The sequence below is a fragment of the Amycolatopsis circi genome (assembly GCF_003385235.1).
GTDB lineage: Bacteria > Actinomycetota > Actinomycetes > Mycobacteriales > Pseudonocardiaceae > Amycolatopsis > Amycolatopsis circi.
In genome coordinates this window covers 44,957-59,167 of sequence record NZ_PQIA01000024.1, presented here as the reverse complement: position 1 = coordinate 59,167, position 14,211 = coordinate 44,957, and the positions used below count along the sequence as shown (strand labels likewise).

Sequence of the window (14,211 nt, the reverse complement as noted above, 5' to 3'; positions counted from 1 at the left end):
GCTGTCGGCGACTTTCCGGCCGGGCGGACACCCTCCCGGCACGGAAGTTCGCGATCAAGCCGGGCCAGCCCCGTCGACGATCCGGACACCGGCAGGTTCTCGATCCGTCGCGGGGCGACTCATCACCCACCGCACACCACGCTCAGGGACCACCGGCAGCGCCGGACCGTGCCTCCCTGTCCTGGACCTCCGACGTTTGGGCAAACGAGGCGAGACGGCCCGCAACCCGCCACTGACGCAGCACCCGCCGCCCGTAGTTGCGGTCCCGGCCACACGGTCCGGCTCCGCGCCCGACGGCCGCCGACCCGATGCCATCTCCTGCTCGTAGTGCAGCCACATCCGCTGCTCAGCCGTCAACGCAGCACCGACCGCAGAATTCTCGCGTTTCCTCAGGTCAGGGGCTTTCCGCTTCGACCGTGCATCAACCTCGGACGGCATTTCCGCAGGTCAATTGATGTGAGTTCGAATCCCCCCGGGGGCGCATTCCACCCACGGACACCCCTCCAACGACACCTGCTCAGAGACCAAACCTGCCTGTTAGGCAGTACGTCGCACCATCCCGTCCCGCCGCACAAGTCTCGCCAACCGAACAACCTGAGCTCGTTGCGCCGCGACATCCACGTCGAGCGAATCCGTCTCCAGGTCAATGTCCAGCTTTCCCTGCGGAGCACGCATTGCCGCACGCCGGAGCCGGGATGACCCGCTCACCGCAGCGCGCAGTTCGACCGCATCCAAGAATTCATCTCGGTCCTGCCTGAGCAGACCGGCGGCGTCTGCTACCAACGACGCCCTTTCGCGCACCCGTCTGCAGTTCTGTTGACGTGCGATCAGAAGCGAATCGTAAATGTCGATGATCTCTCGATCAGACACACCGCCAGTGTGAAGCCGATCAGTCATCGTCAGCCTGATCGGCGCGACGTAGCGCCACAATCGCCGGACACTCGCGTTCTGCAGCCTTCTGCGAACGTCCGCGACAAGGCCCGCGGCTTCGCCGAAGCACGAACCCGCCGCGATAAGCAGACCGCCGAGACTCTGCACGACGAGGCCCCGCCAGGGACTGCCACCGGTCAAATCCGGCCCTCCGACCACCGTGATCAGGCTCGCGACCACCCCGGCCGAACAGACCAGACAGCCGGCAACCGTCAGGTCGCCCGCGACTCGCAGTCGCCACGACGCCTGCCGCACCACCTTCCTGATTCGCATCGTAAACACTGCGAAGGCGAGCCCGGGGACCACACCGCTGACCCAAAGGACCGCACCCGACAGCTCAGCGCCTTCAGGCGTCCGCGGCCAGCCGAAGACGGTCCAAGCCAGCACACCGGTTCCGGCGGCGACGGCGGTCAGGACGTACCGCTGCCGCAACCAAGCCCACCCGCTGAGTCCAAGGAGGCCGACTGGCCCGATCACCGTTCCCAGCGAGCACGCGCCGCGCACGAAGATCGTCAGGTTCGGCACACCGGTCACTTCGCCCGCGATCGCGGTGGCCTCCGGCGCTCTGAGAGCCAACGACGCACCGAACAAGGTCAGCATCGTCCCGAGATACGCCTTGCCCCGTGCGTCACGGTGCCGGACGAACACGATCATCGTCCGGACGCCTTCAGCCCCGACCAGCACTCCCGTCGCGAGCGCGACCAATCCAAGCGGGTCACGCATGCGCGTCGCGCAGATCCGTCGCCGCTGCGAACGTCTTGCCCAGCGCCGCCACCGCGTAGTTCTCGCGACCGCGGTCCCTGTTCAGGGCATGGGCATTGATTCGTTCGGCCAGTTGATGGGCGAACTCCTCCGCCATCAGCTCGTCAACCTCGCGACAGTGCGGATCCGCACGTGGCAGACAAGGCCCGGCAGCGTGGACGTCCTCCAGGAGAATGTGCCCGAGCTCGTGGAAGTGGATGTGCCGGGCATGTCCCCGTTCGACGTCGCGGATCACGACGATGTAGTCCGCCGTCTCGGTTCTGATGAGCATGCCCGTAGGCATGGCTCCGCTCAGATCGCCGCGCATCAACCGGATCGGCTTGTCCCGGAGCCGGTTCAACCGGCTGACCAAACCGTTCATGCTGAACGGCCGCGGAACCGGAATCTCCCTGACGAGTCTCGCGATGTCGGCGACCATGCTCGGTTCCAGCCTGGACTCTTCCGCTCGCTTCGCGCGCATTCCCCACCCTTGTGAATTCGGCCCGTCCGGCCAAGCCGGACAACTCCAGGGCCGCATGTGCCTGCCCGGCGAGGCTTGGGCGGGTGCCTGCTCCTGGCCGCCGACCCAAGCCTCGCGCTTCTGTGCGGTGCCAGGCGGTCAGTCCCGGCTGCGGCATGCCTACCAGGCAATCTGCCGACTCACGCCAGTGATCTGCGTCGACTCACGCAGGGGTGTTCCGGGCGATATTCACTCAGTTGGCGTAGCTCGAACAGAATCCCCCGTTCAGCGAGACAGCGACACATAGATCGTGTTAGCTGAGAACGTGTCGAGGCAGAACATGTCGTACCAGAAGACTTTCGAGTCAGCGGTCGAGATGCTCCGAGGACGCTGGATGATCGTGGTGCTCGCCGCGCTCTCCACCGAGGACCAGCTCCAGTACCGCGACATCCGCGACCGAGTGAACGAAGGCGAAGTGCGGCCGGGCAATGGCGACGACGTCAGCCCGCTCTCGGACCAAAGCCTCACCAAGACGCTCAAACGAGCGCAAGACCACGGGCTCGTCCGTCTCCACGCCGACGAAGGCCACTTCAAGCCGACCTGGTACGAACTGACCCGGAAAGGCGCGGAAGCGTTGCGCGCCGTCCGCCCGTTGATCGAGTGGATGCACCGGTACGAGACAGCACCGAACCATTGACCGGCCAGGGTCAGGTCAGCGAGCTTGCCTGGTGTAGCCCGCGTTGATCCGGTCGCGGCCCTGGCCTTTGGCGAAGAACAGCCGGTTGTCCGCCGAGAGCAGTAGTTCACTTAGATCGACCTCGTCGCCGCCGTACCCGTTGTCACACGCCACGCCGACCGTGACGCGAACGGGAACCGCCGACGAACTGCTTCCCTCGCTGGGGACTATCTCCAATGCCGCGACGGCACAGCGGATGCGTTCAGCGACCTCAGTGGCTCCGCCGAGATTGACATCCGCCAGGAAGATGACGAATTCCTCGCCGCCGAAGCGGCCCACAAGATCCGTCCGACGAGTCTCGCTGCTGATCACCTGTGCGACCCCACGGAGTACGTCGTCGCCGAAGAGGTGGCCGTGGGTGTCGTTGATGCGTTTGAAGAAATCCAGGTCCAGCATCAGCACCGCGGTCGGCACATGGTGCCGTCGCGCCTTACGCAAACCCGCTTCGGCCAGGCACCGCCACGTCTCCATGTTGAGCAGGCCGGTCTTGCGGTCAGTACTGGCAGCGATCTCGAGATGCTTCACTGAATCGCTGCGGTGCAGCACGTAAACCAACGGCAGCAGGAAAAGCGCAAGCCACGGCCGTAGCTCGACAAACACCGCAGTGACCGCTCCGAGGAACAGCGTCACGATCTCCAGCGCGTTGGCGCTCCAGCCACCGACGATCCCGGCAATCGAACGCTGCTTCTCCGCAGTCGCGATCGCCGCACCGACTGCCAACGTATTGACCAGCCAAAACGTTGAGATCGAGGCAAGGAGCACCAAGGCGCTCACGTCGCTCGGCGCGCTCAGCACCTCCCCGGACGACATCACCCGGACCACGCCGTACGACACACACGCCGAGATGACCATCGCGCTGGTGTTGAACACCGCGCGATACGGGGCGATCCCGCTGGTCCACCTGGACGCGCGCCACCAGAGATGCAGGTAGAGCACCGCCGCGGCCGTCGACCCCGCGACCGGGCCGGAAACCAACGTGACCGCCAGAATCGCAACCGAACTCATGTTGACGTGCGGAGTGTCGGTCAGCTGCCGACGTTGCCGTTCGAGACGCCAGGTCAGCTCTGCGCTGAGAAGCCCTCCCAGGGTGACAAGCACCGACCGGCCGAGATCCGCGAACAGCGGCGGTTCGATCCACAGCCACCAGAGCACCAGCATTGCAGCCAGAAGATCGACAACCACGACGGTCACGAACACCGAGCGTGGAGCGTCTCTCAGTCTCGGCGTCCGATCAGACCTCCGCCTCCGTGCGGCTGTTCCGGTCGCACCTGGCTCCGTCGTGCCCTTACCCGCCATACTGACCCCTGTGTGTCGCCGACCGGGTCGGTGCCGCCTCTTCGCGCACGGCCCGGTCGGCCAGGCGGTCCTGGTCCCGGGGGGAGGTGCCGAACGTGCGCGGCAAGGAATGGTGATCACGCTTTCGACCTGCTGAGATCGGCTCGCTCCTGGTTGCTCCCCGGGAGCGAGCCACCCACCACCCGGCACCGACGATCAGCGCCAACACTGCTGCGCTCGCACCCGCTGCGGCTGTCGTCCGAAATGGCCCAATGCGGTCCGCGACGGCTCCGCCGGCCACGATCATGAGACCTTGCGAGCAGTACATGGCCGTTCCCATCCGGCCCATCACGCCGCCGAGTCTTCGATTCGGCACGACCTTGACCACAAGCGCCTGCGCCTTGATCACATACACCTCGGCAACCGCGCCGGTCATCGCCCACAGCACCAGCGTCACGGCAAGATTCGGCATCGCGGCGCAAGCGACCAGGGGCACTCCGGCCAACACGGCCAACGCAACAACCGTCGACACCTTGGTCGGCAGGGCCACCAACGTCGAAACCCAAGCACCGATCGCGCTGCCGACCGGGTCCGCGGCCATCAGCAATCCGACCCCGAGCGCCCCAACACCGACCTCGCGCCCGTACGGCGCGGCCAAGCCCTCGGGGACGATGTACAGGCCGAGCAGCAGCACCAGCCCGAACAACGCGACAACGACGCCACGACTGCCGTGAGGAATGCTGTCACTCGGCTCCGAGATTTCCGGCTGCTCCAACGTACGCGCGGCCGGTCGCCGCCGAACGCCGCACAGCACGAGAACTGTGCTGATCACGAACGTGCCGGCGTTGAGTCCCATCGCGACATGCGGATCAAGCCACGCCAGCAGCAGCCCTCCTCCGGCGAATCCCCCGAGCTGCGCAACCTGCGTCGTGAACTGTCGCAGCGCGAGCCCTGCCTCGTAGCGTTCGCCGCGGCCCAGGACTTCCGGCAGCAATGACATCTGCGCGGCTTTGAACGGTCCCGCAGCGAAACTTAGGAGCCCGACGCAGCTCCACAACGCAGGCAACGGCAATCCGGGCACCGCCATCGCCCCCGCGAGCAGAGCGCGTGCCCCATCCACCGCAGCCATGACTGTGCGCCGGGGAAGCCTGTCTGCCAAACCAGACAACAGCATTCCGCCCAGCAAGCTGGGCACGAGGGTCAAGCCGTATGTCAGCGCAGTGAGAAAAGCGGACGAAGTCTGGGCATATACAACCAGGGCAAGCGCGACTCGCGCGAGCTGGTCGCCGATGACGGAACTCAGCTCGGCAAGCCACAGCGCCCGGAATTCGCTGTTTCGCAATGGTTCGGCGAAGCCGGGCTTGCTTCCTGCAGACATTCATCCCCCGCGGTGGTCGTGCGTCACCGGAACCGGCGGGCAGAGGCCCGACTCAGCTGTCCGGACGTTCGGACGGGCCAGGCGTCCTCAGCCAGGCCCCGCGGAATCTGTCATAGGTCGCGATCGCGACGCCTGCTTCCGTGCAGGTGGCGACGCGAATCCATAGGCCTTCGGCGCACGACGACGAGATTCATACGGCCTCCCCTGCCGATATGACTTCTTGAAGGCGACTCCACCCATCGCCTCCAAGTGGATCAACGTATACCGCTGAGTGCGCGAGTGTATGCAGAACGCAACACTTCACTCGGATGGCTGAGTGCTTTGTTCGCATTTCCCGGTCTTCGCGCAGAGCAGACTCCCCCGCCCTTAAACGACTTCAATCAGCGCCACTCGCAAGACCGGTCGCCCGGGAGGCGGCGCCCTCCCCGACAACCGCCTCCCGGACCGGACCGCGGCATCCACTGAGGGGGGAATACAAGGAGGGAGCCGCCGACCGGAAGGTGCTGCTGCAGCCGCTCCGGTCCGGGCTGCCAGCTGATCACCTTCTGCCTCCACCTTGCCCAGGCGCCCCAGTTTTGTCAACAAGTGAATTCACTTTGCTTCGATCTGCCGAGTTGGCCATCGCGAAGTCGACGAGATTCCGTCGTGCCGAGACGGCCCCCAGCCACCCAAGCATCCGCGCGGCTGCGTGCAAGCCCGGATGAGGTGCGTTACCGCACCGTCGCTGCCCGCGGGCTTGCACGCGCGCGACGCGCGGCTGCTGCGGGGTGCGGGTCCGTCCTCCGACCCGAAGGAACCTGGCATGCATCGAGACGAGAACAGCGCAAAGACATCTCCCACCGCTTACAGCCGCAGCACCCTGACGTGTTCCGAGACTTCTCCGGCCGAGCGAGTTCTTGTGTGCTGCGCCTGCACCAACGCGGCCGAGCAGAAGCGTCTCGCCGAGGGCGAACCGCAAGACTCGCTGACGTTCGTCCAGTCGGCCGGCGATCTCAAACGGTTGCGAGACAACGGTCATGCACAGTTCGACGTCGTGATCCTCAATCAGGTATTCGAACCCGATTGGGCCGAGCCCTTGCTCATGGCGTGGTCCTTGCTCGCAGACAACGGGACTCTGCTGGCTGTCGTGCCACAGGATTGGGGCCGAACTAAAAGCCAGCATGCGCGTGCCGCCCAGGAGGTTGTCAGCCAGTACGGCCGTGTCCGACGCGCTTCTCGCCGCGCTCGCCGGGCAGGAATTCCCGCCGACTGTTCCATCCTGGCTTGCTCAAAGCGGGGCCGGCGAACCGCTACCTGGTGGCAGCGTGTACTGCGGTGTGGACGATGACCCGCCGACCGTCGCTCAGCGAACGGGAAACCCAGATGCTCGCGCACGTCGCCCGCGGACTGTCCAACCGTCGGATCGCGCAGATCGAATACGTCAGCGCAGAAACAGTGAAGACCCACCTGTACAACACATTTCGCAAGCTCCGGGCAGCCAACCGAGCGCACGCGGTCGCGATTGCTTACCACGTAGGCATTTTTGGGACCGACACCTCGTTCGGTCCTGCGATCGAGCCGTCACCGCTCACGCCCGTCCGGCCAACTCGCTGATCGTGGCCGGACGAGCGTACGCCCGACAGCAGACGTTTGTCCGGCCCCCTCGCTTGGTTCCGAGGAGGGCCAATGACTTTGCTGCGTCAGAACCGCGAGCTGAAGCGGATGGGGATTTGGAACTGGTCGCTGCCAGCATTCGCCGGAACGCTTCCCGATGGACGCAACTACAACACCTGTCCCGTCCGCCGGAGTGTGGGCGAGCGTCTGCTACGCCCGCAACGGAACCTACCGATTCCCGGCTGTGCTGCGGCGGCACCAAGAAAACCTCCGGTACGTCCTCGACGATCTTCCCGGGTGGACTGCGGAGATGACTTCCGAACTGGCGCATCCCAAGTTCGCCGACAGCTGGGTGAGAATCCACGACTCCGGCGACTTCTTCTCCCACGACTACCTGTCATCTTGGCTGCGCGTCATCACCAGCACGCCAACTACCCGCTTTTACGCCTACACCAAGGAAATATCCGCGTTCCGGACGCTCGTTGAACCAAACCCGCCCGGCAACTTCTGGTGGGTTTACTCCTACGGCGGCAGGCAAGACGACCAGCTCGACCCGTCGGCAGACCGCGTCGCGGACGTCTTTCCGGACACCGACTCGATCGACGAAGCCGGCTGGCATTCGCAAGAAGAGTCGGACTTGCTCTCCGTCCTCGGGCCCGCACCGGTCGGCATTCCCGCCAACAACATCGCACGCTACAAGGCTCTCCAAGCGGGCCGCCGGTGGAGTCACTGGCAGACCGCGGTCAACGCCGCTCGCCGCGAGCGGATCGAACGAGCCTCACGAATCAAGAGGAAACCCTTCGATGAATCCTGACCATCCTCCCGTTCCCGCATGGCTGTCCGGTCGACCGCTCGTCGGCGGACTTGTCGTGCCGTGGATAACGCCGAAACTGCCGGACGGTCGTTACGTGTTCGGCAGCATTGATCAGACTTACGCCGAGCACGCCCTGGTGCACCGACTGTGCGGAGTGTGCGGGCACCGCCTCGCGCCCCATCCTGTTGTCCTTCTGCTGCGAGCGTCCGATCTTCCTCGGCAATGCACGAGCGAGCCCGGGTTGCACCCGCAGTGCTCGGCTTACACTGCCGTCGCCTGCCCTATGGTCAACGGAACGCTCGCGACCTACCGCACCACACCCGTGCCGGGCGTGCCTGTGACAGCCAGCTCTTCGTCTCGCCGCGGTGCTCGGGCCGAACGGTGGTTCTCGGTGTGGCTAAACGATTACCACGTGGTGGTCGACCACGGCCACCTGGCGGCCTCCTACCGCGGCGAGCAACCGCTGCGGATCCGCCCGATCACACGGCCGCCGCGGTGACTGCCTGCCGCACACTTCGCCTCCTCAGTGCCCGCGCGTGCATCTTCCGCGCGGGCACTGAAGAAGCGAACCCTTCCGGACAGGAGATCCTTGATGAGCCCGCACGCCGACTACGATCCGACCGCGCCGGATCTTGCCGAGGTTGAACAGCTTCGCGCGCGAACTTCTGAGGCAGAGCGGCTCGCCGCGCTGCGTAACGCAAGCCTCGAAGAAATTACGGTCTATGCCGAGAAGTTGCGCATCTACGTCGCCGACTTCACCGATGACTCGTACACCCAGTTCAGTGCAAAGTCCTACCCGCCGGAGGGACTCCGCTACGTCACCGAACGCGTGAACCGCCTCGCTGAACTTCTGGCCCGCGCCGCCGCCGGATACGCCCACGCGCACAGCAAAGACATGGACTGCCCTCGAATCGCCGACGATCTCGCCGCGCATGGATGGATCTCCCGCCCTGACCGCACACTCGACGGCACCCTGCCTCCGCTTCCGCTTGACAAACTCCGCGACGCGCGAGGTTACCGTCGCGGATTCGCCCGAGGAGCCGAAACTCTCACGTTGTGGTTCACGTGCCCGGATTCCCTGGCGTACGCCAAATCCAGTGCTCGCGGTGCCCTCCGAACCGCCGCCGAGGTACGAGCTGTGATCAGCGGCTGAACCAATCCCCGTTTCTCTGGAGGAACCGACCATGCCGTCACGCCTCGAGCTGCACGCTCGCCTCTTCCTTCTCCACGCCGCGGAACCACCGGCACCCAACGTCCACTGCTACGTCACCGACGTCGGGCCTGTCGAAGCCGCCGAACAGATCCGGCAAGGCACCGCCCCCGCCGCTGTCCTCAACGAGATCGGCCGTCCCGACGCCGTGATCAACGACGATCTCGACGCCCTCGACTCCGGCACCGCACGCCTGGTCACGCCCGAAGACGACGACTGGCCGATCGTCCGGTTGACGGGCCTCGCCAGCCACGGCGCTCCCCTGGCCCTTTGGGTACGCGGAAAAGGCAGCCTCACCGACCTCACCCGGTCCGCAGTCACCATCACCGGTGCCCGCGCGTCAACCTCCTACGGCCACACCGTCTCCTCCGATCTCGGCTACGAACTCGCCCGCACCGGTACAACCGTCATCAGCGGCGGCAGCTACGGGATAGACGGAGCCGCACACCGCGGTGCCCTGGCTGCCGACGGCACCACAATTGCCGTGCTTGCCACCGGCGTCGACCAGAACTACCCGCTGTCTCACGCGCGTCTTTTCCAGACCGTGATCGACGAGGGCGGACTACTGGTCAGCGAATACCCCATCGGCACTCGCCCGGCGCGCGTCCGGCTTCACGCACGCTGCCGGCTCCTGGCAGCCCTTGCGCCGGCAACGGTGATCGTCGAAGCCGGGCAGCGCAGCGGTGCGCTTACCGTCGCCCGTGCCTCCCGTGAACTCGGCCGCCTCGTCTACGGGGTACCCGGTCCGATTCACTCTGCCGCGTCCGCGGGAGTGAACGAACTGCTCCGCACGCGAGCCGTCGAAGTGGCCACCTCTGCCGAACACATCACCGTTCAGAAGGCTGGCAACGGTCGTCTGTAGCGCTCGTACTTGTGACAGGTCGTGTTGAAGATCCCGTCCACTGCCGAAAATCCAAGGTTCCCAATGGAAATGAGGGTCCGGCACAGCGGTGAGCGGGTGTTGCGCCGACGCGACGCCAGCAGACGTAGGCCGCACCAACGGTAGCGAGGGTGGTGCGCGGCGGGCACCTGCCAACCGGCCACCGGTCGGCGAACAAGCCCGCCGCACACCGCCCTTGCTCTTCGGGACGCGGCCCACGCCCGTGGGCCGCCGGCACCGCCGGCCCACGCCCCCTCTGCCGCCGTTGCTCGGACAACGACGGACGAAGGGTGGCTCGCTCCCGAGGAGTCACGATTGGCTACCACAACCCAAGACGAGGACGTCTGCATCCATTGCGCTACTGAAGTAATTCCCGGTTGCACGCGTACCAACGTCGACGACGAACTCGTCTGTGACGATTGCACGCCGCTGCACTATCTCCAATGCGACAACTGCGCCCACATCTTCCGCACGCTGCTGACCGTCGAGGACGACAGCGAGTCGCTGTGCGACGACTGCGCTGCGGAAGCCGGATACCACGAGTGTCTTGACTGCACATACCTCGTGCGCGGCCGCGCCCGGTGTACCGACTGTGCCGACCGGCTGCTGGGATCTTGGGACGACCACGTCTACGGCTCCGGCTACAAGCCGTATCCGCGATTCCACGGCTCCAGCCCGCTGTTCCTCGGGATGGAACTGGAGATCAACACCCCAGACCGCGACACGCAGCTCTGCCAACTCTGCGAAGACCGGCTCGGCGGTTTGGCGTATCTGAAAGAGGACGGCTCGATCACGGTCGGGTTCGAGCTGGTGACGCACCCGATGTCGCTTGCCTGGGCACAGGACAACTTTCCCTGGACGCTGCTCGACGAACTGGCGGCCCGCGGCTGCCACACCACCGACGACGTCGGGCTCCACATCCATGTCAGTCGAGAGGCGTTCGACGGTCGCAGCCACGTGTTCCGGTGGATGAAGTTCATCTACCGCAATGCCGCTGAAGTACAGCAGCTCGCGCGCCGACACGATTCGAGCTGGGCACAGTTCTCCCCGGGTGAACGCGCAGGAATCAAGGACATCTGCAAGGGCGACCAGAACCGGCCCCGCTACTCGGCGATCAACGTGCAGAACGCTGACACGTTCGAACTGCGCATGTTCGCCAGCAGCATCAAGCCCCAGGAGGTGCAGGCCGCGCTCGCGTTCGCCGACGCCAGCGTCCGCTACGCCCAGCAGCTGACGCTCAGGGCCATCGTCCGCGACGACGGCTGGTCCTGGGAAGCGTTCCTCGGCTGGGCCGCAGAGCGGCCGGAGTACGACGCACTCTCGCGCGAATGCGAGGCACTCGCATGTGCATGCTGACCTACCTTCCAGCCGGAGTCCTGCCTCACGCGGCGGCCTTGGCCAACGGCGCCGCGCAGAATCCACACGGCCACGGCTACGCGGTCGTTACCGCCCAGGGCATCATCGTCGGCAAGTCCTTCGATTTCGCGGAATCGCTGGAGACGTTCACCCGTCTCCGGCAGGAGCACTCCGGTGGACCGGCGTTGTTCCACAGCCGGTTCCGCACTCATGGGAAGACCTCTGAGGCGAACATCCACCCGTTCAAGGTCAACCTCAACTCCAGCACCGTGTTGGCACACAACGGTATTCTTCCGGCGAGCGTCCAGCCCACCCGCCGCCAGAAGAAATCCGACACCCGGATCTTCGCCGAAGACTGCCTGGGCAAGTCGATCTCGGACCAGTTCGACGATGATGCGACGCGCTTCGTCCTCGAACGCTGGCTCGGTCCATGGAACAAGGTCGTTGTGCTCACCGTCGACCCTCGCTACTCCAAGCAGTCCTATCTGTTCAACGAGAAAGCCGGCATCTGGGACGACGGGATCTGGTACTCCAACTCCGACTTCCAGCCTCTCGTTCCGGTGGCCCGAGGCGGGTTTAACGGAGTGTGTATCGCGTGCGACAGCGTGGACTCGGCTGATCTCAGGGGGATCTGCGTAGTCTGCGGCAGCTGTGTCGAGTGCGCGTCGCTTCCCGGTTGCTGCGCACGCTGGTGCCCTCGCATCTGGGCGCTCCCCCTATGCGAAGAGTGCGAACTTCCAGCCGACGAATGCGAATGTCCCGCGAATGCAGACAAAACAGGGCGGCTCGCGCTGCCAACCTCGGCACCTGTATCCGCGGTAGCCAGCTCGCCGACGCGACTGTCCCGGCGGGACAACGCACGCTAGCGCAGCGCACCGGGCGCAAGCCGGATCGCTGATCCCCGCGCCAACCGGGTGGAACCCACCACGTCGTCGCGTCCGGAAAGGACCGTCGGCGGGGTTCCGCCCGGTTGAGCGAGGGCGATCCGCCCCACGCCTCGCGGCTGCGCTCAAGCACGTGCGTCCCGCCCGGGACACCCGCGCCGTCCGCGGAGGCGGCGCCCAATCCCTTTGCAAGGAGCATGAATGAGCACCACCACCGACCTCGCCGTCGAACCTGGTCAAACAGACACCGTCGAGGAGACGGTGCCAATGCAGCGCTCGGTCCTCGGCCCTGCCGACGAAAAGGAATTGGCGGCGTGGGAATCCCAGTGGGGACACGAAGTCGACACCATCGTGCACGCTGACCCGAACGAGATCGTGCTTGAGGACAACGTCCGGTCGCTTCAAGTGAAGACTCGGGCCGCGACGGTGCGCAACTACCAGCAGTCCGGCGTCACCACCGCCGCGAACGGATACCGGTCGATGGACGGCACGATCGTCGTCCGCTCCGGACAGCGGCGCGTCCTGCACGCGCGCAAAGCGGGCACGACCGTGCCGGTCTGGATGCACCTGCCCCCGCAGGGCGACGACCAGGCTCGTGAGATCGACCGGGTCCTGGAGCAGCTCGACGAGAACGACCACCGCGAGCCGCTCACACACCAGGAAAATACCCAGGCCTACCAGTACCTTATCGACCTGGGAGTGTCGCCGACCAGGCTCGCGCGGCGACGCGGTCAGCAGCGCAAGGTCGTGCAGGAAACTCTCGCCGTGGGAGCCAGCGAGCTGGCGACCAAGGCCGGCGACCGCTACGGACTGACCCTCCCGCAGCTCGCCGAGATCGCGTGGTTCGATCAGCAAGGCATGACCGAGCAGGCGAAGGAACTGATCGTCACGGCCAACCAGCGGCCGCGCAACTTCGAGATGCTGGCGCAGAAGTTCCGCAACGACCTGCGGGAAGCCGAGATCCGCCAGGAACTCGTCGGCGCCGCTACTGCCGAATTCGACGCCGCCGACGTGACGGTGCTGGCCGAAGACAGCGACGAAGCCGATGCCTCGCTGCCCTTGATCGATCTGCGTCCTAGCCCGGACTCGCCCCGCGGAACCGAACTCACAGCCGACGAGCACGCGTCCTGCCCGGGTCACTGCGTACGAGTGGAACGCCGGTATCTGCGAGACGATGAGGAGGACACGCACGGCATCGGCTACGTCATGGTCACTCCCTATGCGTGCCACAACTTCCGCGCGCACGGGCATGCGCTCCGCTGGGTACCGGACAACCGCGCCGACGCCCCCGCCGAGAACGATGACCGTGACGCCGAAGTGCAGTGGAATCGCGCGCAGTGGCGGTGGGTCCGGGACAACAACAAGCTGTGGGACGGTGCCAAACCCAAGCGGCTGGATTGGCTGAAGTCCTTCGCCGTGCGTCGCCAGGTCCCGACGGGCCTGCAGAACTGGATCGCGATCCAGAAGGTGAACGGGGACAAGCCTCTGGTCCGTGCGATGGAACGCGGGCACACCCTGGCGCGTGCTCTCCTCGGCGAGGAAGACCTCGCCGCCTACGCCGGGCGGCTGAGCGCCAAGCAGGCGACCGTGTTCGACGCGTTCCTGACCCTCGCCGCGCACGAAGAAGCGCTGCAGCGCGACCGCAGCCCTTGGCGTGCGCCGACACACCTGCAGCAGCAGTACATGCAGACGCTTCAAGACTTCGGCCACACGCTGTCCGACATCGAGTTGAAGGTTCTGACACCGGACGACGAGGCCGAGGCCATCACTCAGCTTCTCGAGGAACAGGACAGCAGCGAGGTGGGCGTCGACGACAACCCGGACGCGGCACTCACGCCCGCCGACGACCAGACGACCGACCACGACTGATCTCGCCGAGCAGCGCGGCGGCGGGTGCCGCATTCACATCCGCCGCCGCGCTCCGCAGCCATGCTTCCCCGCACGACGGGAGCCG

11 protein-coding genes and 1 pseudogene are annotated in these 14,211 nt (G+C 65.7%); 8 read left to right on the top strand and 4 right to left on the bottom strand.

Annotated elements, in window-relative coordinates; translation table 11 throughout:
* Window positions 1–537 precede the first annotated feature (537 nt).
* Together D0D37_RS13660 and D0D37_RS13655 are read right to left on the bottom strand one after the other, a co-directional pair.
* Window positions 538–1,584: a hypothetical protein gene (locus D0D37_RS13660; protein ID WP_162834221.1), complete on the bottom strand. Its 1,047-nt coding sequence runs from the start codon at window positions 1,582–1,584 to the stop codon at window positions 538–540.
* 61 nt (window positions 1,585–1,645) lie between these two features.
* The gene (locus D0D37_RS13655) at window positions 1,646–2,110 is read right to left on the bottom strand and encodes a hypothetical protein (protein ID WP_162834220.1); all 465 of its coding nucleotides are present in this window, start codon (window positions 2,108–2,110) and stop codon (window positions 1,646–1,648) included.
* A 346-nt stretch (window positions 2,111–2,456) separates the two neighbouring features.
* Here D0D37_RS13655 and D0D37_RS13650 point away from each other — a divergent pair, with 346 nt between their 5' ends.
* On the top strand, window positions 2,457–2,828 hold the full coding sequence (locus D0D37_RS13650; RefSeq protein WP_162834219.1) for a winged helix-turn-helix transcriptional regulator: 372 nt from the start codon (window positions 2,457–2,459) through the stop codon (window positions 2,826–2,828).
* A gap of 15 nt (window positions 2,829–2,843) precedes the next feature.
* Here D0D37_RS13650 and D0D37_RS13645 read toward each other — a convergent pair whose 3' ends face one another.
* Both D0D37_RS13645 and D0D37_RS13640 read right to left on the bottom strand, forming a co-directional pair.
* On the bottom strand, window positions 2,844–4,058 hold the full coding sequence (locus D0D37_RS13645) for a GGDEF domain-containing protein (RefSeq protein ID WP_162834218.1): 1,215 nt from the start codon (window positions 4,056–4,058) through the stop codon (window positions 2,844–2,846).
* A 94-nt stretch (window positions 4,059–4,152) separates the two neighbouring features.
* Complete coding sequence (locus D0D37_RS13640) at window positions 4,153–5,520, bottom strand: MFS transporter (RefSeq protein ID WP_162834217.1); 1,368 nt, start codon at window positions 5,518–5,520, stop codon at window positions 4,153–4,155.
* Window positions 5,521–6,843: 1,323 nt separating this feature from the next.
* Between D0D37_RS13640 and D0D37_RS13635 the strand changes: the two genes are divergently transcribed.
* The 7 genes and pseudogenes from D0D37_RS13635 to D0D37_RS13600 all read left to right on the top strand — a co-directional run bounded on the left by D0D37_RS13635 (window position 6,844) and on the right by D0D37_RS13600 (window position 14,126).
* Window positions 6,844–7,113, top strand: coding sequence for a response regulator transcription factor (locus D0D37_RS13635; RefSeq protein WP_162834216.1), 270 nt, complete (start codon window positions 6,844–6,846; stop codon window positions 7,111–7,113).
* A gap of 72 nt (window positions 7,114–7,185) precedes the next feature.
* Window positions 7,186–7,927: pseudogene (locus tag D0D37_RS13630) on the top strand (GP88 family protein).
* Window positions 7,928–8,519: 592 nt separating this feature from the next.
* The gene (locus tag D0D37_RS13620) at window positions 8,520–9,080 is read left to right on the top strand and encodes a hypothetical protein (protein WP_116200888.1); all 561 of its coding nucleotides are present in this window, start codon (window positions 8,520–8,522) and stop codon (window positions 9,078–9,080) included.
* A gap of 31 nt (window positions 9,081–9,111) precedes the next feature.
* Window positions 9,112–9,999, top strand: coding sequence for a DNA-processing protein DprA (locus D0D37_RS13615; protein ID WP_116200887.1), 888 nt, complete (start codon window positions 9,112–9,114; stop codon window positions 9,997–9,999).
* 333 nt (window positions 10,000–10,332) lie between these two features.
* A complete protein-coding gene (locus D0D37_RS13610; protein ID WP_208719931.1) occupies window positions 10,333–11,373 on the top strand; it encodes a hypothetical protein in 1,041 nt (346 codons plus the stop codon).
* Window positions 11,361–12,239: a class II glutamine amidotransferase gene (locus D0D37_RS13605; protein WP_162834215.1), complete on the top strand. Its 879-nt coding sequence runs from the start codon at window positions 11,361–11,363 to the stop codon at window positions 12,237–12,239. Before D0D37_RS13610 ends, D0D37_RS13605 begins: the two co-directional genes overlap by 13 nt.
* 219 nt (window positions 12,240–12,458) lie before the next feature.
* Window positions 12,459–14,126: a ParB/RepB/Spo0J family partition protein gene (locus tag D0D37_RS13600; protein ID WP_116200885.1), complete on the top strand. Its 1,668-nt coding sequence runs from the start codon at window positions 12,459–12,461 to the stop codon at window positions 14,124–14,126.
* The last annotated feature ends 85 nt before the right edge of the window (window positions 14,127–14,211 follow it).